Genomic DNA, 21,648 nt, shown 5'->3' on the forward strand with positions numbered 1-21,648 from the left:
CGCAGGACGGCGCCGCTCTGGCGTGTGCGCCCCTTGGGCGGAACCCGTCTTTGTCTTTTTCAATAGGCGCTCGACGAGGGGACGACATATAACCTCGTCAAAACTCCACATTGCCCGAATGGTACTGTCCTTGATACGAAGGCCGCCATCTCGGGCGCTCCGATAAGAACGATGCGGAAGGAAATACGGTATGGACGCGGTTGATCTTGATGACCTGAAACGGCGGATGGACGGCGCGATCCAAGTCCTCAAGCAGGAATTGTCCGGCCTCCGCACCGGCCGCGCCAGCTCGTCGATGCTGGAGCCCATCACCGTCAATGCTTACGGCTCGCACATGCCGTTGAGCCAGCTCGCCACGGTTTCCGTGCCGGAGCCGCGTCTCGTCACCGTGCAGGTGTGGGACCGTTCGATGGCCCAGGCTGTGGAAAAGGCGATCCGCGAATCGAGCCTCGGCCTCAATCCGGTCGTCGAAGGGCAGCTCATGCGGATTCCGATCCCCGAGCTCAACGCCGAACGCCGGCAGGAGCTCATCAAGGTCGCGCATAAATATGCCGAGGCGGCGCGCGTCGCCGTCCGTCACGTGCGCCGGGACGGGATGGAAGAGGTGAAAAAAGCCGAGAAAGATGGTCTCGGGCAGGACGAAATGCGTGCCTTGTCTGATAAAGTGCAAAAATTGACGGACCAGAAGGTCTCCGAGATCGATCAGGTCCTCGCTTCCAAAGAGCAAGAGATTTCGCAGATCTGACAGTGAGTCATGACCCCCTCGCGTCCGAGCCGCTCGTGATGCCACAACGCGACGATCCGCATGTGGGGGTCCCGCGGCATGTTGCCATCATCATGGATGGCAATGGCCGTTGGGCCGGACAGCGCGGGATGCCGCGAACCTTCGGCCATCACAAGGGGGTCGAGGCGGTGCGGCGGATCGTGCGCCATGCCGGCGAACGGTCGATCAGAACGCTCACCCTCTTCGCCTTCTCGCGCGAGAATTGGGGGCGGCCGAAGTCGGAAATCTCCGAATTGATGTCGATCCTGCGGCGGTTCATCCGCAGCGATCTCGGCGAATTGGTCGAGGCGGGGGTCAATATCCGCGTCATCGGCTGCCGGGACGAGCTCGATCCCGACCTTCTGCAGATGATCGAGGACGCCGAGCAGCGCACGCGCCACAACACGCGCCTGCGCCTGGTGCTCGCCTTCAATTATGGCGGACGGGACGAGATCGTTCGCGCCGCGCGGCGCATGGCCGAGGCGGCCGCGAGCGGTGAACTCGATCCGGCGACGATCGACGAGGCGTGCTTCGCCTCCTACCTCGACACCGGGGCGTGGGGTGATCCCGATCTCGTCATCCGCACCAGCGGCGAGAAGCGGATCTCGAACTTCCTGCTGTGGCAGTCGGCCTATGCGGAGTATGTCTTTCCGGCGGTGCTTTGGCCCGATTTCGGCGAGGACGAATTCGACAAGGCGCTCGCGGAATATGCGAAGCGGGAACGGCGCTTCGGCACCGTTCCGGAATCGATCGTGGAATCATGAAGCGATTTCGCCGGCGCACCAACCCGACGGATCATACCAAACAAGTCCCGCCGCGCCCCCCCTCCCGGATCCGCGAGCGGGTGAGGGCGCTGCGCGCGCGCTTCGTCTTTCAGCGCGAGTTGCGGTTGCGCCTGTTGTCGGCGGTCATCCTCATTCCGATCGTCCTCTTCCTCACCTGGTATGACGAAATCACCTTCGGCGTGCTCGTTCTGGTCGCCGGTCTTCTCGTCCTTCACGAGTGGATGCGGATGATCGGGGCGGGAGGGCTCACGGTGTTGCGCGCCGTCGCCTTCATCGGGATAGGCGCGGTTGCCGTCGCGACGCTCGTTCAATCGGTCGTCTTCGCGCTCGGCACGCTCCTCCTCGCCACCATCGCGGCGATGGCCGTCGCCTCGCGTCACCGGTTCGACATCGCGGTGCGATGGGTCACGGTCGGGATGCTCTATTGCGGGATCGCCGTGATCGCGCCGATCGAGCTGCGCAAGGGCGATGACGGGTTCGGCGCGGTGATTTTCGTTCTCCTCATCGCCTGGGCGACGGATATCTTCGCCTTCTTTGTCGGCCGCAAGATCGGCGGGCCGCGCTTGTGGCGGCGCGTGTCGCCGAGCAAGACGTGGTCCGGCGCACTCGGCGGTCTCGTCGCGGGCGTCCTGTTCGGGGCGCTGGTCGCGGCCTTTCTCAACGTCCCGCTCGGGATCGCGACGATCCTCGCCGCCGCCCTCATCGCCGCCGCGGCGGAGGGGGGAGACCTTTTGGAATCGGCGGCCAAGCGTCGGTTCGCGATCAAGGATGCGGGATCGCTCATTCCGGGGCATGGTGGGGTGATGGACCGGGTGGACGGGGTGATCGCGGCGGTGTTCGTCACGGTCCTTCTCGGAAGCGCCGTTTCGGGGGAAACTCCGGCGAGCGGGCTTCTCATGCTGTTGGGGCGCTCATGACGACGCGCGTCGTGCTTCTCGGGGCGACCGGATCGGTCGGCACATCGGCGCTGGAGGCGATCGCCGCCGGCCCGTTCGAGCTCGTGGGCGTCGCCGCCAATCGCGACGTCGCGGCCCTCGCGGCCATCGCCGAGCGCTTCCGGCCGCAGATGACGGTGGTCTCCGATCCTTCGGCCGGGGGCGAGCTCGCCGCGCGGCTGAAGCCATCCGGCCTCGCGAGCGACGCGGGTGCCGACGCGCTCGCCGCGCTCGCCGCGATGGACGCCGATCGCGTCATCGTCGCCATTCCGGGCTTTGCCGCGCTGCGGCCGGCGCTCGCGGCGGTGGATGCGGGGCGAATCATCTGTCTTGCCAACAAGGAATGCCTCGTCGCGGCCGGGGACGTCGTGATGGCGCGGGCGCGGGCGCGCGGGGCGACGGTCCTGCCGGTTGATTCGGAGCACAACGCGATCTTCCAGGTGTTCGAGCCGGCGGCCGACGCGGCGATCACCAAGATCGTGCTGACCGCTTCCGGCGGCCCCTTCCGCACCGCGACGCGTGAGGCGATGGAGCGGGCGACGCCGAAAGAGGCGCTGAAGCATCCGAACTGGTCGATGGGGGCGAAGATCACCATCGATTCGGCGACGATGATGAACAAGGGTCTCGAGGTGATCGAGGCGCACCATCTCTTCCCGGTCGGGCCGGAGCGGATCGGCGTCGTCGTGCATCCCCAGTCGATCGTGCACGGGATGGTCGTCTATTCGGACGGCTCGTGCCTGGCGCACATGTCGAACCCGTCGATGGTCACGCCGATCGCCCATTGCCTCCATTATCCGGCTCGCGGGCCGGCGCCGGTCGCGCCGCTCGATCTCGTTGCGTGCGGCTCGCTCACGTTCGAGGCGCCGGACGAGGAGCGCTTTCCCGCGCTGCGCCTCACCCGCGAGGCGCTCCGCTCGGGCAATGTCGCGACCAACGCGCTGAACGCGGCGAACGAGGTCGCGGTCGCGGCCTTTCTCGCCGAGCGAATCGGCTTTCTCGACATCGCGCGCACGGTCGAAAGCACGCTCGATGCGATCGCGGGTCTCTCCCTCTCGTGCGACAGCCTCGACGATGTCGAGGCGACCGACCGCGAGGCGCGACGCCTTGCGCAGTTGGCATCGGCGGCGGCCGTCACGACCTGACAAGGCTGGTGCCACCGGGTGGATGCAGTTCTGCACCGCCCATACGTGACGATAAGCGTGCCGTCGACGCGGCGACGTTCGATTGGCTCGAACAGTAGGTTGCAACATGGAATGGGTTTCGCACCTTGCCACGAATGCGGTCGGCTACATCCTGCCGTTCCTGTTCGTGCTCGGGATCATCATCTTCATCCACGAGATGGGGCACTTTCTGGTGGCCCGCTGGTGCGGTGTCGCGGTCGACGCCTTCTCGATCGGCTTCGGGCCCGAGCTGTTCGGCCGGGTCGACAAACATGGCACCCGGTGGCGCCTGTCGGCGATCCCGCTCGGCGGCTATGTCAAGTTCGCCGGTGACGAGAATGCCGCGAGCGTGCCCGATCGCGAGGCGATCGAGCAGATGAGCGAGGCGGAGCGCCGGTCGAGCTTCTATCTGAAGCCGCTCTGGCAGCGCGCTGCGATCGTCGCGGCCGGGCCAATCGCGAATTTCCTTCTCGCGATCGTGATCTTCGCCCTCTTCTTCATGTTGAGCGGGCGGCCGGTCGCCGACGCGGTCGTCTCCGCCGTCGAGCCGGAGAGCCCCGCCGCCGAGGCCGGCTTCGAGCCCGGCGACGTCATTTTGTCGATCGACGGCAACTCCGTGCGGGATTTCTCGGCCGTTCAGCGCCGTGTCGCGAGCGCGGCGGGGTCGGAGCTCCAGTTCACCGTCGATCGCGGCGGCGAGATCGTGCAGCTCACCGCAACGCCCGAGCGGCGGGAGATGACGGATCCGTTCGGCAATGCCTACACCTCGGGGGTTCTCGGCGTGCGGCGCGATGTCGGGTCTGAAGGGATCCCACGGGAATATCTCGGACCGATCCAGGCCATCGGGGCGGGGATCGGGGAGACCTGGTACATCACGACCCGCACCGTCGAGGTCGTCGGCGGAATCATCACCGGCACCCAGTCGGCGAGCCAGCTCGGCGGGCCGATCCGCGTCGCCCAGGTCTCGGGCGAGGTCGCGGGGCTCGGAATCGCGGCTCTTTTCAGCCTCGCAGCGATGCTGTCGGTTTCAATCGGGCTGATTAACCTTTTGCCCATTCCCATGCTCGATGGCGGGCACCTTCTCTTCTACGCGATCGAGGCGGTGAGGGGACGACCCTTGTCGGAACGCGCGCAGGACGTGGGGTTTCGCATCGGTCTGGCGCTGGTGCTTTTGTTAATGGGTTTCGCCACTTTCAACGACATCGTTCACCTTACGTCTTAGAAAGGCGTTGCTCTTGCGCAACGGTCGGGGGGCAAACAGGCCTGAAGGCAGCCCTACTGCCTTGTTCTGCCAGGCTCGGTTGCGCATAGCTGTCGTGGGTCGTCACCACTTCGCGGCCCATGTCGAAAGCGAGGCACCGTCCCGACCATGTTCTTTTGTCCGGGCCCCATGATGCGAACATTTTTCCGAGCGCTGGTTCTCGTCGCCGTTCTAGGCACGTGTACCTTCACCGTCGTCGCGCCGGCTCTTGCCGCCGTCGCCAGCCGCATTGTGGTGGAAGGCAATGAACGGGTCGATGCAGACACCGTCCGCGCCTACGTCACGATCAAACCGGGGGTCAGCTACGGCCCCGGCGATGTGAGCGAGAGCATTGATACGCTCTTCGCCACCGGCCTCTTCGAGGACGTTTCGATCACCCAGCAAGGCGGCTCACTCGTCGTCCGGGTGACCGAGAATTCGGTGATCAACCGGGTTTCCTTCGAAGGCAATCGCCGCGTCTCCGACGAGATCCTCGAGGGGACCGTCGACAGCCGCTCCCGCGCGATCTTCAGCCGGAGCCGTGTCCAGTCCGACACGCAGAAGATCCTCGAGGTCTATCGCCGTCGCGGCAACTATCTTGCGACCGTTGAGCCGGAGATCATCGACCGCGGCCAGAACCGCGTCGACCTGATCTTCAACATCAACGAAGGCAAGAAGACCACGGTCGACCGGATCACCTTCATCGGCAACCGCTCCTTCTCGGATGCGCGCCTGCGCGACGTCATCCGCACCAAGGAGACGGGCCTTCTCGGCTTCCTGCGGTCCACGGACACGTATGATCCGGAGCGGCTCAATGTCGACCAGGAGCTTCTGAAGCGCTTCTATTTCAACCGTGGCTTCGCCGATTTCCGCATCCTGTCGGCGACGGCGGACTATGACCGCGAGCGCAACTCCTTCTACATCACCTTCACCCTCGACGAGGGCGAGCGTTACGAGTTCGGCACCGTCCGTGTCGACACGACCCTCGCCGACCTCGATCCCGAGGAGCTGCAGCGCCGTGTCGACACGCGTCCCGGCCGCCGCTACTCGGCCGAGAATGTCGAGAAGTCGCTCGAAGAGCTGACCCTCGCCGCGAACCGCCAGGGCTATCCCTTCGCGAACGTCGTGCCGACGGGTGAGCGCAACTTCGAGACCAACACGATCGACGTCGTCTATCGCGTCGACCAGGGCACCCAGGCCTATATCGAGCGGATCGATATCGTCGGGAACACCACGACGCGCGACTATGTCATCCGTCGCGAGTTCGATATCGCGGAAGGCGACGCCTATAACCGCGTGCTTCTCGACCGGGCGGAGCGTCGCCTGCGTGCACTCGGCTTCTTCGAGAGCGTCCGCATCGCGACGACCCAAGGCTCCGAGCCCGACCGCGTGATCGTGACGGTCTACGTCGTCGAGCAGGCCACGGGTAAGGTCTCCTTCGGTATCGGTTACTCGACCTCGGACGGCGTGATCGGCGATCTGTCGATCGAAGAGCGCAACTTCCTCGGCCGCGGCCAGTATGTGAAGGCGTCGATCGGCGGTGGTGAGAACACGCAGAACGCCGAGTTCTCGTTCACCGAGCCGTACCTCTTCGGTCGCCGGATCTCGGGTGGTTTCGACCTCTATACCCGCCTGTCGGAAGAGAGCGACACCCAGGCCTACGACATGAACGAGACGGGTGGCACGCTGCGTCTCGGCCTGCCGATCACCGAGCAGACCTCGATCCAGGTGTTCTACAACCTGTTCACCCGGAACGTGAACGTGAACGAGGGCGACTGCGGTGGCAGAAACCCGACGCTCCCGCGCGCGATCTGCGAATCGAACGGCGACCGTCTGACGTCGGCCCTCGGCACCTCGCTGATCTACAACTCGCTCGACGACCAGTACAATCCGAGCGAGGGCATCTACGCGAACTTCACGACCGAGTTCGCCGGTCTCGGCGGTGACGCCTACTACTGGCGCAACACGGCCCGTGCCCGCTACTACCAGGAGGTCCTCCCGGCCTATGGTATCGTCGGCATGCTGAGCTTCGAGGGCGGTGCGATGCAGGCGCTCAACGACGACCTGCGCATCCAGGACCAGTTCTTCGTCGGCGGCAGCAAGATCCGCGGCTTCCGGTCCTCGGGTATCGGTCCGCGCGACAAGGCGACCGGCGATGCGCTGGGTGGCCGCTACTACATGGTCGGCACCGCCGAGGCGACGTTCCCGATCCCGTTCCTGCCGCCCGAGGTGGGCCTGTCGGGCGCGGTGTTCGCGGACGCCGGTTCGCTCTGGGGCGTCGACCCGGACATCGTGCGGCGCAATGGCGGCTCCTCGACGATCGTGTCGAACGACTTCGACCTGCGCGCCTCCGGTGGTCTCGGCCTCATGTGGAAGTCGCCCTTCGGTCCGATCCGTGCCGACTTCGCGGTTCCGTTCATCGAGAACGATGCCGACAAGACCCAGGTCTTCCGCCTTTCGGGTGGCACGCAGTTCTGATCGAACGAACAACATTGTTCGAAAACGCCGCCGGTTTCGGCGGCGTTTTCATGTCAAACGGATCCTAAGCGAAACGGATCGTGGCCCTACACGTGGATCGTGACCCTATGTCGAGCCCCTTCTTTCCGCCCGCAGAGCCCCAGACCCTTGGCCGGATCGCCGATGCGGTCGGCGCCGTCGTCGACGATGCCGCGCGAGACAGGATCATGTCCGACGTGATGCCGCTCGACAGCGCCGGGCCGGAGCACGTGACCTTCCTGCGCGACGCGAAGATGCGCACGATGCTGCAAGAGACCCGTGCCGGCGCCGTCTTCTGCCATCCGCGCTTCGCCGATATCGTTCCCGCCGAGACGGTGGCGCTCCTGACGCCCTATCCGGCGAACGCGTTCGGCCTCGCGGCCGGCCTCTTTCACCCGTCGGCGATGCGGCCGCGCCCGCTGACCGCCCGCGCCGGCGGCGAGATCGCGGCGAGCGCCATCGTCGAGGAGCCGGACAGGCTCGAGGCCAACGTCATCGTGGAGGCGTTCGCGGTCATCTCGCGCGGCGTCGAGATCGGGCGCGGCTCGGTGATCGGTCCGAACGTCGTGATCGGTCCCAATTGCACGATCGGCCGCAACACCACGATCGGTGCGAACACCACCCTCCAATGCGTCCATATCGGCGATCGGGTCATCATCCATCCGGGTGTTCGGATCGGTCAGGACGGGTTCGGCCTCGCCCGCACCCCGGACGGCTATCGCAAGGTGCCGCAGGTCGGCTCCGTCATCATTCAGGACGATGTCGAGATCGGCGCCAATTCGACCGTCGATCGCGGCTCGCGCCGTGACACCGTGATCGGCAAGGGCACGAAAATCGACAACCTCGTGCAGATCGCCCACAACGTCGTCATGGGCTGCCATTGCGTGATCGCAGGTTGCACCGGCATCGCCGGATCGGTCACGATGGGCGACTATGTCACCATCGGCGGACATGCAGGATTGAAAGACGGTGTGACCATCGGAAGTGGTGTATCCATAGCCGGTAAGGCCGCCGTTGGGGATGACATTCCCGCCGGGGCGAGTTACGCGGGGTATCCAGCGATGCTCGCACGGGATTATTTGGCCGAGCGGCGCGCAATCGGGCGCCTCACCCGGCGCAAGACGGATGCTTCAAATTCATAAGCCGTCCACCTATGTTGGCGGCTTACCGTGACATGGGACGGACAACAGGACGATGGATGGAGGAAGCGGACTGACCGAGGCGAAAAGGACCGTCGAGACGGTCGAGATCCGCGACGTTCTCAAGTACCTGCCTCACCGCTATCCGTTTTTGATGATCGATCGCGTCATCGATATCGATCAGGACAATTTCGGAATCGGTATCAAGAACGTCACGATCAATGAGCCGCAATTCCAGGGGCATTTCCCGACGGAGCCGGTGATGCCGGGCGTTCTTCTCATCGAAGGAATGGCCCAGACCGCCGGCGTCCTGTGCGTCCTCGCGCAGGGGCAGGACGAAAGCCCCAAGCTCGTCTATTTCATGACGATCGATAAAGCGAAATTCCGCAAACCCGTCGTTCCGGGAGACGTCGTGGCCTATCACATGACGAAGGAGCGTCAGCGCGGGAACATCTGGCGCTTTCACGGCGAGGCCATCGTGCGCGACCAGGTCGTCGCCCAGGCCGACGTCAGCGCCATGATCGTCCGCGATTGAGACGGACGTGACCATCCATCCGACGGCCATCGTCGCCGAAGGGGCGCAAATCGGGGAGGGGGTCACGCTCGGCCCCTACACCGTGATCGACGGTGACGTCACCCTCGGCGACCGCGTCACCATCGGCCCTCATTGCGTCGTGACGGGCCACACCACGATCGGGGCCGACACACGCCTCTTTCCCGGTACCATGGTCGGCGGTCCCCCGCAGGATCTCTCCTATAATGGCGAGCGCACCGAAGTCGTCATCGGCGCGCGGACGGTGCTGCGCGAGCACGTGACGGTCCATGCCGGAACCCAGCGCGGCCGGGCGCGCACGGTCGTCGGCGACGATTGCTTCCTGATGGCCGGCGCCCATGTCGGGCACGACTGTGTCGTCGGCAATCATGTGATCTTGTCGAACAATGTGCTTCTCGCCGGGCACGCCTCGCTCGGCGATTATGTCCTGATCGGCGGCGGCGCGGCGATCGTCCAGCGCGTGCGGATCGGGGCCTATGCCTTCATCTCCGGCCTTTCCGGCGTCACGAAGGACGTGATCCCCTACGCCTATGTGATCGGCCATCGCGGCCGGCTCGATAGCCTCAATCTCGTCGGCCTCAAGCGGCGCGGGTTCGGGCGGCAGGACATCCGCACCCTCCTCGACGCCTATGCCATGCTGTTCGAGGGCGAGGGCCTCTTCCGCGAGCGTCTCGCCCGGTTGACCGAGGCAATGGGCGAGGATCCGCTCGTCGCCCGCATCGTCGATTTCATCGCCGAAGGGCACAATCGCCCGCTGCTCCATCCCCTTCCCAAATCCGACACCGACGCCCAGTCGGAAATCGATCTCCTCGAAGCCGGGGTGTGAGCGGGCCACTCGCGATCATCGCCGGCGGCGGCGCGCTTCCCTGGGAGGCGGCCGCACTGGTCGCCCCGCGCCGCGAGGTCGTGGTCTACGCGCTCGACGGGGAGGCCGATCCCGCGCCCGCCGGCATCGAGACCCATCCGATCGGCTACGGCCAGATCGGCCGCCTCTTCAAGATGCTCGCCGCCCGCAATTGCCGGGACGTCATGTTTCTCGGCGCGATCCGCTCCCGCCCCGATTATCGCCGCATTCTGGGTGACGTCGAGACGCTGAAGCTCGTGCCGAAGATTGTGCGCGCCATCGTCGGTGGCGACGACACGATCGTGCGCAACGTCATGGCGCTCGTCGAGGCGGAAGGCTTTCGCGTCGTCTCCGTCGAGGACGCCGTGCCGGAGCTTCTGGCGCCGGCCGGCCTCCTCGGGCGACATGGGCCGAGCGAGGCGCAGCGCGCCGATATCGCCTTCGGCACCCGCTATCTCGACGCCGCAGCGTCCTTCGATATCGGCCAGGCGGTCGTCGTCGCGGAAGGCCGGATCATCGCGGTGGAGGCGGCGGAGGGGACGGATGCCATGCTCGAACGGTGCGCGAGCCTGCGCGAGGCGAAGCGTTTTCGCACCCCACGCGGCGCGGGCGTCCTCGTCAAACGCGCCAAGCGCGGGCAGGACATGCGCTCCGACGTTCCGGTCGTCGGCGCGGGCACGCTCCAAAAGGTGATTGCGGCCGGTTTCGGCGGCATCGCCGTGGAGGCGGGGCGCACGATCCTTGCCGAGCGCGCGGCGATGATCGCAGCGGCCGACAAAGCGCGCGCCTTCGTGATCGCCCTATGAAGTCGCTCAAGATCGCGATCATCGCCGGCGAGGAGTCGGGCGACCGTCTCGGCGGAGCGCTGATGGCGGCGCTCGCCGAGCGGGCGGAGATCACCTGGTTCGGCGTCGGCGGCGAGGATATGGCGGCCGCCGGCCTTCAGCCGATCTTCCCGCTCGACGAGATCGCCGTGATGGGGTTCGACGCGATCGTCCGCCGCCTTCCACAGCTCCTGAGGCGCATCTCGGAGACGGCGACGGCGGTCGCCGAGTTCGGACCCGACGTCCTCATCATCATCGATGCGCCGGAGTTCAATCACCGCGTCGCCAAGCGCTTTCGCAAGGCAATGCCCGCGGTGCCGATCGTCAATTATGTGAGCCCCACCGTGTGGGCGTGGCGGCCGGGCCGGGCGAAGGCGATGCGGCCCTATGTCGACCTCGTGCTCGCGCTCTTTCCCTTCGAGCCGGAGGTCCATGCCCGTCTCGGCGGGCCCAAATGCGTCTATGTCGGCCATCCGCTCTATGAGCGCCTCCGTTCGCTGCGCCGCGGCGGAGAGGGGGAGACGCTGCTCGTCCTTCCCGGCAGCCGGCGCGGCGAGATCGATAGGCTGATGCCCCTCTTCGGCGATGTGCTCGCAAGGCTTCGGCCGGAGCTTCCGGTGCGCCTCCTTGCGGTCCCGCGCCATCGCGCGCGGATCGAGGCGCTTCTCGCCTCCTGGCCGCTCGCGCCCGAGATCCTGTCGGGCACCGAAGGCCAGCGCGAGGCCTTCCGTTCCGCCCGCGCGGCGCTCGCCGCGTCGGGCACCGTGACGCTGGAGCTTGCCGCCGCGCGCGTGCCGATGGTGGTCGCATATAAGCTCGACTGGGGCTATCGGCAGGTGAAACGCCTCCACCGCGTCCTGCCGATCGTCACCGCGCCCTCGATGGTGCTCGCCAATATCGTGATCGGGCGCAATGCGATCCCGGCCTTCCTGGAAGACGAGGCGACGCCCGAAGCGCTCGCCGCCGCGCTCGGCCCGCTGCTTCTCCCCGAAAGCCCGGAGCGGACGTGCCAGGCCGAGGCGTTTGACGCGTTCGACGCGGCGATGGGGGTGGAAGATTCGCCGGCCGAGCGGGCCGCCGACGCAGTGCTGACGCTTCTGTCCGAACGCTGATCCTCCCGGGTGCGGCGCGGCCGCGGCGCTCCGACGTCACCAAAAAACAGGCTAGGCCGTAGATGCATAAGCGTGGAGCCACAGGCGCACTGAGTCGAGCTGAACCATAGCGAGGAAGTTGGCAGCGAGCTTGTCCTAGCGGGTGGCGACGCGGCGGAAGTGCTTCAGCTTGGAGAAGAACCGCTCGATCAGGTTGCGCTCGCGGTAAAGCCACTTGCTGAAGCAGGGTTTCCAGCGGCGGTTGCTCTTGGGCGGGCTGTTGGGCGTGGCGACCTGGTCTTGGATCAGCTCGCGGATGCCGTCAGCGTCATAGGCCGAGCCGGCCAATACAATTGTACGTGTGCCAAGGTGGTCGAGCAGCGTGTCAGCGATCTGTCCGTCGTGCGTCTGCCCGGCGGTCAGGCCGAGCCGGATCGGGAGGCCCTGCGCATCGACGGCGACGTGGATCCTGGTCGTGAGCCCGCCGTGTGATCGACCGAGGCAATGATCTGCACACCTTTTTGCCGTCGCGGCCTGCTGTGGGCGCGAACGGTGCTGTTGATCATCTAGATGTCGCCGCCGTGCGCGGCGGATGTGGTATCCTCAGCCGGTCCCACACGCCTGCCTTTCGCCATCGCACGAAGCGGGTGTAGCAGGTGGTGCGTGGGCCGTAACGCTCCGGCTGGTCCCGCCACGGCGCACCGGAACGCAGCACCCGGAAGATGCCGTCTGGCACGCGCCGATCATCGACGCGCGGCACGCCTCGGGGGTTGTTGGGCAGAGGCGGCTCGATCACGCACCGCTCAAAATCAGTCAGGTCGTATCGGCTCATTCTGAGCGTGAATCATAAGTCGTGAGGACCGAAGAGCCTATGAACAGCTAGAAAGGCTTGGTCGCCCAATCTCGAAACGCTTCAAGAAGCGATCGAAGGTGTAGGGCGCCCCCGGCGCCGTGAAACACGTTGCCCTCAGTCCAACACATCCACCAGTCGGCTTCATGTTCACAATTGTGCGAGATCCGCTCCAGCGTCCGCCCGTCGCAATCCGTTCCTTCAAGGTCGATCTTCAGCGACCAGCCTGGATTGTCGATGGTGCCGATTGAAGCACCGAAGCTGTGCTCCCAGTCCCCATCGCATTGCGCCTCATACCACTGGGCTAGCCAATCCAGAACGTCCATCTCGCTATGCTATCGGAGCGCTGTCGAGGTGTGAAGATCGATCGCTCATTTCCCGGCCCTTATGGGTTCACGACCTAGGCGAGGCCTCTGTCTTCCGGGGGATGGGGCGAGGTTTCGGGGGCCAATAAAGGGTCAGTCGCGCTCCACGGTGGGCGCGACGTGCCAATGGCGGACGCGGCCGTTCGGGCGGGCGGTGTCGCGCCGCCACAGGCCGTCCACGCGCCGGGCGCCGATGCTGCCATGGGCGATCAGGTCGCGTCGGTCGATCCGCAAGGGGGCGGTGCAGGTTCGCACGATCCCGCGGCTCACGACCGCCTCGGCGCTCGCGCAATCCTCGGCGAGGGCGCGGGGGGAGCGGGGGACGGCGAGGAGGCCCTCGGCGAGCCCCAGCGTGCAGCCGAGCGCGTCGCAGCGGGGCGCGGGAGCGTCCGCCGCCGGCAAGGCGGGTGCGCCGTCGGCGCGGCGCCAGCTCTCCGCCGCGAAGCCCGCCGGGCGTCCGAGGATCGTGAGGCGGCCGTCTTCGCCGCGCGCGGCGACGGTCTCGCCGTCGTCGGCGACGAGGATGTCGTAACGCGGCGCCGTCGGGGCGAGCGCGAGGCCGGCGAGGATCGCGCCGATCCCGAGAAGGCGCCAGGGCGCGAGGAAGATCGCGAGCCAGAGGATGCCCGCCGCGACGAGGGCGAAGGAGAGAGCCGGGATCGCTCCGACCGCGCCGGCCGAACCCGTCCAGTCGCTAACCGTGTGGGCGAGAGCGAGGATCGCCGTGAGGCCCGTGCCCATCGCCATGAGCGGCAGTTCGGCGAGCCCGACGGGCCAGGCGAGGAGGGCGAGGACGCCGGCCGGCATCGCGAGGATTGTGAGGATCGGCATCGCGGCGAGATTGGCGAGGAGGCCGAGCGGGGCGAGCTGGTGAAAATGATAGGCCGAGGGTGCCGCCGTCGCGAGGCCGGCGATCATCGAGGTCGCCGCGAGGCCGGCGGGGAAGAGGACGAGGGGCCTCGCCCATCCTCGGACCGTTAAGCGGGGCCGTCCCGCCCACCATTCATAGGCCCCGACGAGGGCGACGACGGCGAGGAAGGACATCTGGAAGCCGGGCTCCACGACGCTCACCGGATCGATCAGCATGACGACGATCGCCGCCACCGCAATGGTGCGCATCGTGAGGGCGGGCCGATCGGCGAGGATCGCGACGAGCGCGACGGCGAGCATGATATAGGCCCGCATTGTGGCGACCGAGCCGCCCGAAATCGCGAGATAGAAGGTCGCCGCGAGGAGACCCACCACCGCCGCCCATTTGCGGATCGGATAGCGCAGCGCGATCGGCGGGACGAGAGCGAGCCCGCGCCGCACGAGGGCGAAGACGGTGCCGGCGACGAGCGCCATGTGAAGACCGGAGATCGCGAGGATGTGGCCGAGCCCCGATCGGCGGAGCGCCTCGACATCGCGCTCCTCCATTGCGCCGCGTCGGCCGACGAGGAGGGCGGCGGCGAAGGCGGCCTCGCGCGGGGGAAGGACCGCGGCGATGCCGGTCTCGATCCCGCTGCGCAGCCGGTCGATCGCGCGGATGGGGCCGTCGCGCGGTGGCGCGCCGGTCGGCCGCAAGGGGCCATAGGAGAAGCCGGTGGCGCCGATCCGGTCGAAGTAAAGGCGGCGGGCGGCATCATAGCCTCCGGGATAGACCGGCCCGGCGAGCGGGAAGAGGCCGACGAGGCCGCTCACCGCGTCGCCGACCGCGAACGTGTCGCCGCCGCGCATCGCGATCCGCACGGCGTGAGGCACCGGCCCGTCAAAGTCGCCTTCGAGGTCGCCGATGACGAGGCTCTGGCGGCCTTCGCCGCGCGATTCGGCTGCGAGGACGCGGCCTGTGATGGTCAGCGTTTCGTCGGCGGCGAGCACCGGGGTCGCGCGATATTCGGCCTGGAGGGCGAGGAGAAGGGCGCCGAGAACCACCATCGCGAGGGCGAAGAGCGGCCCCGTGAACGCGGCGAACCGGTCCGATCGCGCCGCGCCCCAGCGGACGACGAGGAGAGCGGCGAGCGCTTCGCCGAGGCGCAAAGGCGAGGGGTCGAAGGGGGCGGCGACCGCGAGCCCGATCCCCGCCGCGACGAAGACCGGCGTCCACAGCCCCGTGCGGCCGAAATCGACATCGTGCGCGATCATGCGGCCGAGCCACGTGGCGACGGCGAAACGGCCATCGGCCGGGGTGAGAACGAGGCTCATCGCCGATGCCCTCTTGCGTGCAGCGGGGACCCGCGTACTTAACGGGCTTCGTCTTCGTCCCGTCGGCCGGAAGGGTCGACGGACCGGCAGTCGGTTCGCTACATCTGCCGGGACCTAGCCACACTAACGTGTATCGGATGATAATGAAACCCAAGGTGGTAACGCGTTTCGCCCCGTCGCCCACCGGCTTCCTGCATATCGGGGGCGCGCGGACGGCACTCTTCAACTGGCTCTATGCCCGCCATCATGGCGGTGAGATGCGCCTGCGCATCGAGGACACCGACCGCGCCCGCTCGACCAAGGAAGCGATCGACGCGATCCTCGACGGTCTCACCTGGCTTGGCATCGAGGGGGACGGGGAGGCGCTCTATCAGTCCGAGCGCGCCGCGCGTCACCGCGAGGTCGCCGAGGCGCTGCTCGCCAAGGGCGCGGCCTATCGCTGCTATACGAGCGCCGAAGAGCTCGCCGCGATGCGCGAGACGGCCGCCGCCGAGGGGCGCCCGCCGCGTTATGACGGGCGTTGGCGCGACCGGGATCCGTCGGAGGCGCCGGCGGGCGTCGATCCGGTGATTCGCCTCAAGGCGCCGCTCGAGGGCGAAACGGTGATCCCCGATCTCGTACAGGGCGAGGTGCGTTTCGCCAACAAGGATCTCGACGATCTCGTGATTCTGCGGTCCGACGGATCGCCGACCTATATGCTCGCCGTCGTGGTCGACGATCACGATATGGGCGTCACCACCATCATTCGCGGCGACGACCACCTCACCAACGCCGCGCGGCAGTCGCTGATCTACAAGGCGCTCGACTGGCCGGTGCCGGAGATGGCGCACATTCCGCTGATCCACGGGCCGGACGGGGCGAAGCTCTCCAAGCGGCACGGTGCGCTCGGGGTCGAGACCTATCGGGCGATGGGCTATCTGCCGGAGGCGCTGCGCAATTATCTGGTGCGTCTTGGCTGGTCGCACGGGGATGACGAGTTCTTCTCCACCGAGGCGATGATCGAGCTGTTCGATCTCGGCAGCGTCGGCCGCTCGCCGGCGCGGTTCGACTTCGCGAAGCTCGAGAATATGAACGGCCATTATATGCGCGAGGCCGATCCGGCCGCGTTGCTGGACGCGCTCGGCCCGGTGATCGACGCCGAGGAGGACGCGCCCGCGCTGAAGGCGGCGCTGGACGCCGGCGGGCGTGAGCGGCTCGCGATCGCGATGCCCTCGCTCGCGGAGCGGGCAAAAACGCTCAAGGAGCTTCTCGACAACGCGCGCTTCCTCTGGGCCGCCCGGCCGCTCGCGATGGAGGAGAAGGCGCAGAAGCTGCTCGACGGCGAGGCGCCGGCCCATCTCGCGGCGCTCAACGCGCGCTTCGCGGCGTTGCCGGACTGGACCGCCGAGGCGATCGAGGCGGCGGTTCGCGCCTATGCCGAGGAGGCGGGGCTGAAGCTCGGCAAGGTCGCCCAGCCGCTTCGTGCGGCGCTCACCGGGAGCACCACGTCTCCCGGGATCTTCGACGTTCTCCTCGCTCTCGGGCGGGACGAGGCGATGGCGCGGATCGCCGATCAGGCGGCCTGACGGGCGAGCGTCGGGAGCTGACCCGACAGGCGCGTGGCGACGATGGTGAGAAGCACCGTCGTCGCCGCGCAATAGCCCGACATGAAGAGCGCCTGCTCGGGAAAGGTGACGCCGAGATCGATCAGCCAGCCGGTGACGCCCGGACCGAGAGCGGTCGAGAACACCATGCCCGACGTCACCAGCGCCTTGATGCTGCCGATATGGCGGGTGCCGTAGAGGGTCGGCCAGAGCGAGCCGAGGAGCGTCGCCGCGATGCCATGGCTGGCGGCGATGCCGACGAGGGTGGCGAACCAGATCCAGACCCCGCCCGGCACCGCGAGGAAGGCGACGCCGGCCGCGACCGGGATGAGGAAGACCGGCAAGACGCGCGTCGGCCCGAGCCGGTCGATCACGCTGCCCGCGATCAGCGTCGTCGTCAGCGATATGGCGGCGTAGAGCGGGAAGGCGAACGCCATCGTCTCGAGATTGAAGCCGCGGATCTCGGAGATGTGAACCTGGTGGAAGATCACACAGGTTCCGATGAAGGGCGGTGCGAGGACGGCCGGCAGCAACGCCCAGATCGACCAGTGGCGCAGCACCTCCCTGCGGCGCCAATGTCGGCCGCCGATGCCGACGGCCTCCTCGCCACCGCCTTCGCCCTGCGGCGTGCGGCCATGGCGCAGGAGAAGAAAGAGGATCGGCAGGAAGACGAGGAGGAGCACGGCGATCACCACCGCCCAGGTCGCGCGCCAGCCCAAAACCTCGATGAGGCGGACGGTGACGAGCGGAAAGATCGCCTCGCTGATCGGAAAGCCGATGATCGCGATCGCGATGGCGCGGGCGCGGTTCGCCCGGAACCAGCGGGCCATCGCCGTCATCGAGATGTGGGTCATCATGCCCTGGCCGCAAAAGCGCAGCCCGAAGACAGCAAGGGCGAGCATGATGGGGCCGGTGGACAGCATCATCGTCGCTGCCGCCGCCGCATAGAGAACGAGCACGGCCATCGTGAGGCGCGCGAGGGGCCGCGTATCCGTCAGGCCGCCGAACTGGAAGAGGCAGGCGGCTGAGAGGAAGGTCGCGATCGTGTAGAGCCCGCCCCATTCGCCGTCGGACAGGCCGAATTCGGAACGAATCCCACCGGAGAACAGCGAGATGAAGTAAGTCTGCCCAAATGCTGAGCCGAACGTCAGGAGGGTGCCCGTTGCGAGCCACCAAGCGTTCTGGCGATAGAAGCGAGATCGCATGCGCCAGTCCTACGCCTTTGTGGCCGCTCAATAAAGCGGCATCTGGGGCTCGTGGGACGTCGGAGACTTGAAGGGGCGGTGCGCTTCAGATAATCCGCGGTGGACAGAATCTGAACGCAACGTGAGCGGCTTCCTCTCCGGTTGCCTACAGACACGGCGCGTCATCCACTTTAGAGGAATACGGGGCCGACGATGACCACAGACCATAGCGCGCAGTTTGCCGTCGGTGCCGAGACGGTGGACTACGATGTGATGCACGGCTCGGAAGGGCCGAGCGTCGTCAATATCGCTTCGTTCTACAAAGACACCGGGATGTTCACGTACGATCCCGGTTTCACCTCCACCGCTTCGTGCGAATCGAAAATCACATACATCGACGGCGATAAGGGCGTTCTCCTTTACCGCGGTTACCCCATCGAGCAGCTCGCCGAGCACGGCGATTTCCTCGAGACTTGCTACCTCCTTCTCTACGGCGAGCTTCCGACGCAGCAGCAGAAGGCGGACTTCGTGAGCAAGGTGACCTACCACACCATGATTCACGAGCAGATGAACCGCTTTTATGCGGGCTTCCGGCGGGACGCGCACCCGATGGCCATCATGGTCGGCTGCGTGGGTGCCCTGTCGGCCTTCTATCACGACTCGACCGACATCCATGATCCGCAACAGCGGATGATCGCCTCCATCCGCATGATCGCGAAGATGCCGACGATCGCGGCCTGGGCCTACAAATACTCCGTCGGTCAACCGTTCGTGTACCCGCGCAACGATCTCGACTACTCGTCGAATTTCCTGCGCATGTGCTTCTCCGTCCCGTGCGAGGAGTACGCGGTGAACCCGGTCCTCGCCCGCGCGATGGACCGCATCTTCATCCTCCACGCCGACCACGAGCAGAACGCGTCGACCTCGACCGTCCGTCTGGCCGGCTCTTCGGGCGCCAACCCGTTCGCCTGTATCGCGGCCGGCATCGCCTGCCTCTGGGGTCCGGCGCATGGCGGGGCCAACGAGGCTGCGCTCAACATGCTGGAGCAGATCGGCAGCGTCGACCGCATCCAGGAGTACATCGCCCGCGCCAAGGACAAGGACGATCCGTTCCGCCTCATGGGCTTCGGACACCGCGTCTACAAGAACTACGACCCGCGCGCCCGCATCATGCAGAAGACCTGCCACGAGGTGCTCGGCGAGCTCGGCATCAAGGACGACCCGCTCCTCGAGGTCGCGATCGAACTCGAAAAGATCGCGCTCAACGACGAGTATTTCGTCGAGAAGAAGCTCTATCCGAACATCGACTTCTATTCGGGCATCACCCTGCGTGCGCTCGGTTTCCCGACGACGATGTTCACGGTCCTCTTCGCGCTCGCCCGCACCGTCGGCTGGATCGCGCAGTGGAAGGAAATGGTCGAGGATCCGAACCAGAAGATCGGCCGTCCCCGCCAGCTCTATACCGGCGCCCAGCGCCGCGACTACACCCCGATCGTCCAGCGCGGCTGATCGGCGGCGGAGGGCGAGGCCGCCCTCCGCGACATGTCGGGCGTCCGCCCCGACCATGCGAACAACGACCGAACCGGGTGCCCGACGGCGCCCGGTTTTTTGTTATCTCGCCGGTCGGGATCGAGCGGCGCTTGGGTGGGGCTCCGCGCTCCATGCTCCAGAATGCCGACATGCGGCTTCCAAGGAGGCCGGGTACCTCGGCCCCGCCGCGCCAAGTGCCGGATGTCGCCCGGATCCCCGCGGCGTGGCCGGTCCGGAGACCGTGAGCCGCGTGGCCGATGACCCGTTCACCTTGCCCTGCCTCTGACAGGAGGCGGACGCGCCGGCTGCGCCACGTCGGGCGCTGGAGGGCGCCGCGAGCTTTGTTGAGCCGCGGGTCTGGGTACGGCCGATGACCCGTTGCCCTAACCCTGCCGCTGACAGGAGGCGGGGACGTCGAGGATGCCACGCCGCGTGACGGGGCGCCCGGCGTTTCAGCTCCCTTGTCGGCGGCGGTGACGGGCGGGCCGGATAGCTCCGCGCCGCCAGGATGCTTAGAGGTGCGGCTCTGCTACGCCGGGACTGAAGGGCGTTCGGTGTTGTGTCGTCCCGTCGGTCGGCGTGGCCCCTGACTCGTTCATTTAACCTGACGCTGACATGAGGCGGTACGTTGAGGATGCCACGCCGCGTGATGGGGCGCCCGGTGTTTCAGTTCCCTTGTCGGCGGCGGTGATGGGCGGGCCGGATAGCTCGGTGCCGCCAGGATGCTTAGAGGTGCGGCTCTGCTACGCCAAGGCTGAAGGGCGTCCGGTGTTGTGTCGTCCCGTCGGTTGGCGTGGCCGCTGACCCGTTCATTTAACCCTGCCGCTGACAGGAGGCGGGGACGTCGAGGATGTCACGCCGCGTGACGGGGCGCCCGGCGTTTCAGCGTCCCTGTCGGCGGCGGTGATGGGCGGGCTGGATAGCTCCGTGCCGCCAGGATGCTTAGAGGTGCGGTTCTGTCCCGCCGGAGCTGGAGGGCGTCCGGTGTTGTGTCGTCCCGTCGGTCGGAAGCGCACAATGGGTGCCCTGCGTCCCGTGCCTGTTCACGGGAGCGGGATATCGGGCGCGTTAGCCCGAACGCTGGCTGAGCCGCTCGCCGGGTCCATGCCAGCCGGGGATGAGAGGGGCGTCTCGCGTCAGGCCTTCCACCTCTTATTGCTCACAGAGATTGGGGTCGGTCGCGCCAAAATGGGTGTGCGAGGCGTGTCCATTCTTTGGTTGTCCGGTAGGTCGCTGGCGGCGCGGCGCGACGCCGATGCTCGGGTGACTTGCCATGTTCGAGCACGTCCGCCGCCTCTACCAGCGCGACCGCGACGTCCGCAGCGAGGTCGATGGGTTATGTCGAGGGTTTCGAGGCGCAGACGGGAGCCCGCTGCCTGCGCCGATACCGCCGGGCGTTACCAGGGAATGGGGTGTCGATTTCGCCATCCGGTCCGCTGCGTGCTCGGGCGTCTTTACCCTCGAAGGCGGAGCGAGGTTGCTCGGTGAGGTGGTGCGTTTCCGGTGCCGCGCGCCGGACCGCTGGAACGGAACCTGTTGGCGCCGGCGTCGCCGGTCAAACGGCTCGACTTGCGGCACGCAGAGCGGCCGGGGCGGTGGCGGACGGCTCCGACCGGCAGCGGCTGGGGGCTCGGCCGGCGCTCTCCATGATCCGCCGCATGGGGCGGGCGCACGGGACTGCACGGGTCCGTCGGATGTGGGTGGTGCTCGGACGGACCGACCTTGTGCGGCATCGGGGCAGGGGCGAGGGACGCCTCTGCCGCGGGGATGCATAGCGCCTGAGGGATCGATCATTCCGGCCGAAGAATGCGCGAGGGCGCTCGCGGGGCATGTCTCGCCGTCGGCGGGGAATACGGCAATGCCGTTTGGGGTGGCCATGTGTGCACGCGGGCCGATTAAGGCCGACCGGTTCATGATGAATGCGGCCCCATCGTAGGCGCGTCATGCGGGCCGGGGATGTAGGCCGCTCGGGGTGGCGGGCTCTCTTCGTGACCGCCGGGTTTGGTCTGGTCTCCCGCCCGGTCGATGGGGCGGGTGATAGCATCCGCCTAGAAGGGCGCCCGCGATGATGGCCGCCGGGCCCTTGCCGGGGGCTTGGCGGCGTTGGACCGACGGGCGGGACGCC

Annotated in this window: 16 protein-coding genes and 1 pseudogene; 13 read left to right on the plus strand and 4 right to left on the minus strand. The window is 66.9% G+C overall.

Features of this window, described 5'->3' with window-relative positions; genetic code table 11:
* The first annotated feature begins 190 nt into the window (after positions 1–190).
* The 11 genes from frr to lpxB all read left to right on the plus strand — a co-directional run bounded on the left by frr (position 191) and on the right by lpxB (position 11,851).
* A complete protein-coding gene (gene frr / locus L1787_RS19735) occupies positions 191–745 on the plus strand; it encodes a ribosome recycling factor (RefSeq protein WP_235710822.1) in 555 nt (184 codons plus the stop codon).
* 38 nt (positions 746–783) lie between these two features.
* A complete protein-coding gene (locus tag L1787_RS19740; protein ID WP_235711028.1) occupies positions 784–1,527 on the plus strand; it encodes an isoprenyl transferase in 744 nt (247 codons plus the stop codon).
* Positions 1,524–2,465: a phosphatidate cytidylyltransferase gene (locus L1787_RS19745; RefSeq protein WP_235710823.1), complete on the plus strand. Its 942-nt coding sequence runs from the start codon at positions 1,524–1,526 to the stop codon at positions 2,463–2,465. Before L1787_RS19740 ends, L1787_RS19745 begins: the two co-directional genes overlap by 4 nt.
* Positions 2,462–3,625 carry a 1-deoxy-D-xylulose-5-phosphate reductoisomerase gene (gene dxr, locus L1787_RS19750; protein WP_235710824.1) on the plus strand — a complete coding sequence of 388 codons (1,164 nt, stop codon included), beginning with the start codon at positions 2,462–2,464 and terminating at the stop codon, positions 3,623–3,625. The genes L1787_RS19745 and dxr overlap by 4 nt, the downstream gene beginning before the upstream one ends.
* A gap of 106 nt (positions 3,626–3,731) precedes the next feature.
* A complete protein-coding gene (gene rseP / locus L1787_RS19755) occupies positions 3,732–4,865 on the plus strand; it encodes an RIP metalloprotease RseP (protein WP_235710825.1) in 1,134 nt (377 codons plus the stop codon).
* Between the two features lie 168 nt (positions 4,866–5,033).
* A complete protein-coding gene (bamA, locus tag L1787_RS19760; protein ID WP_235710826.1) occupies positions 5,034–7,361 on the plus strand; it encodes an outer membrane protein assembly factor BamA in 2,328 nt (775 codons plus the stop codon).
* Positions 7,362–7,468: 107 nt separating this feature from the next.
* On the plus strand, positions 7,469–8,521 hold the full coding sequence (gene lpxD, locus L1787_RS19765; RefSeq protein ID WP_235710827.1) for a UDP-3-O-(3-hydroxymyristoyl)glucosamine N-acyltransferase: 1,053 nt from the start codon (positions 7,469–7,471) through the stop codon (positions 8,519–8,521).
* Between the two features lie 70 nt (positions 8,522–8,591).
* On the plus strand, positions 8,592–9,053 hold the full coding sequence (gene fabZ, locus L1787_RS19770; protein ID WP_439648310.1) for a 3-hydroxyacyl-ACP dehydratase FabZ: 462 nt from the start codon (positions 8,592–8,594) through the stop codon (positions 9,051–9,053).
* A gap of 7 nt (positions 9,054–9,060) precedes the next feature.
* Positions 9,061–9,897 carry an acyl-ACP--UDP-N-acetylglucosamine O-acyltransferase gene (gene lpxA / locus L1787_RS19775; RefSeq protein ID WP_235710829.1) on the plus strand — a complete coding sequence of 279 codons (837 nt, stop codon included), beginning with the start codon at positions 9,061–9,063 and terminating at the stop codon, positions 9,895–9,897.
* The gene (locus L1787_RS26150) at positions 9,894–10,721 is read left to right on the plus strand and encodes an LpxI family protein (protein ID WP_235710830.1); all 828 of its coding nucleotides are present in this window, start codon (positions 9,894–9,896) and stop codon (positions 10,719–10,721) included. The genes lpxA and L1787_RS26150 overlap by 4 nt, the downstream gene beginning before the upstream one ends.
* On the plus strand, positions 10,718–11,851 hold the full coding sequence (lpxB, locus tag L1787_RS19785) for a lipid-A-disaccharide synthase (RefSeq protein WP_235710831.1): 1,134 nt from the start codon (positions 10,718–10,720) through the stop codon (positions 11,849–11,851). The genes L1787_RS26150 and lpxB overlap by 4 nt, the downstream gene beginning before the upstream one ends.
* A gap of 51 nt (positions 11,852–11,902) precedes the next feature.
* On the opposite strand, the pseudogene L1787_RS19790 reads toward lpxB, so the two are convergent.
* From L1787_RS19790 to L1787_RS19800, 3 genes and pseudogenes are all read right to left on the minus strand, one after another.
* Positions 11,903–12,662, minus strand: a pseudogene (locus tag L1787_RS19790) (IS5 family transposase).
* Between the two features lie 47 nt (positions 12,663–12,709).
* Positions 12,710–13,006 (minus strand): immunity 53 family protein, encoded by a 297-nt coding sequence (locus tag L1787_RS19795; RefSeq protein WP_235710832.1) that lies wholly within the window; start codon positions 13,004–13,006, stop codon positions 12,710–12,712.
* Between the two features lie 132 nt (positions 13,007–13,138).
* The gene (locus tag L1787_RS19800) at positions 13,139–15,226 is read right to left on the minus strand and encodes a ComEC/Rec2 family competence protein (RefSeq protein ID WP_235710833.1); all 2,088 of its coding nucleotides are present in this window, start codon (positions 15,224–15,226) and stop codon (positions 13,139–13,141) included.
* Positions 15,227–15,369: 143 nt separating this feature from the next.
* Here L1787_RS19800 and gltX point away from each other — a divergent pair, with 143 nt between their 5' ends.
* On the plus strand, positions 15,370–16,791 hold the full coding sequence (gltX, locus tag L1787_RS19805; RefSeq protein ID WP_235710834.1) for a glutamate--tRNA ligase: 1,422 nt from the start codon (positions 15,370–15,372) through the stop codon (positions 16,789–16,791).
* Here gltX and L1787_RS19810 read toward each other — a convergent pair.
* Positions 16,779–18,014: an MFS transporter gene (locus L1787_RS19810; protein WP_235710835.1), complete on the minus strand. Its 1,236-nt coding sequence runs from the start codon at positions 18,012–18,014 to the stop codon at positions 16,779–16,781. The two genes, gltX and L1787_RS19810, sit on opposite strands and share 13 nt — an antisense overlap.
* 192 nt (positions 18,015–18,206) lie before the next feature.
* On the opposite strand from L1787_RS19810, the gene gltA reads away from it, so the two are divergent.
* On the plus strand, positions 18,207–19,502 hold the full coding sequence (gene gltA / locus L1787_RS19815) for a citrate synthase (RefSeq protein WP_235710836.1): 1,296 nt from the start codon (positions 18,207–18,209) through the stop codon (positions 19,500–19,502).
* The last annotated feature ends 2,146 nt before the right edge of the window (positions 19,503–21,648 follow it).

The organism is Acuticoccus kalidii, assembly GCF_021556395.1.
Lineage (GTDB): Bacteria > Pseudomonadota > Alphaproteobacteria > Rhizobiales > Amorphaceae > Acuticoccus > Acuticoccus kalidii.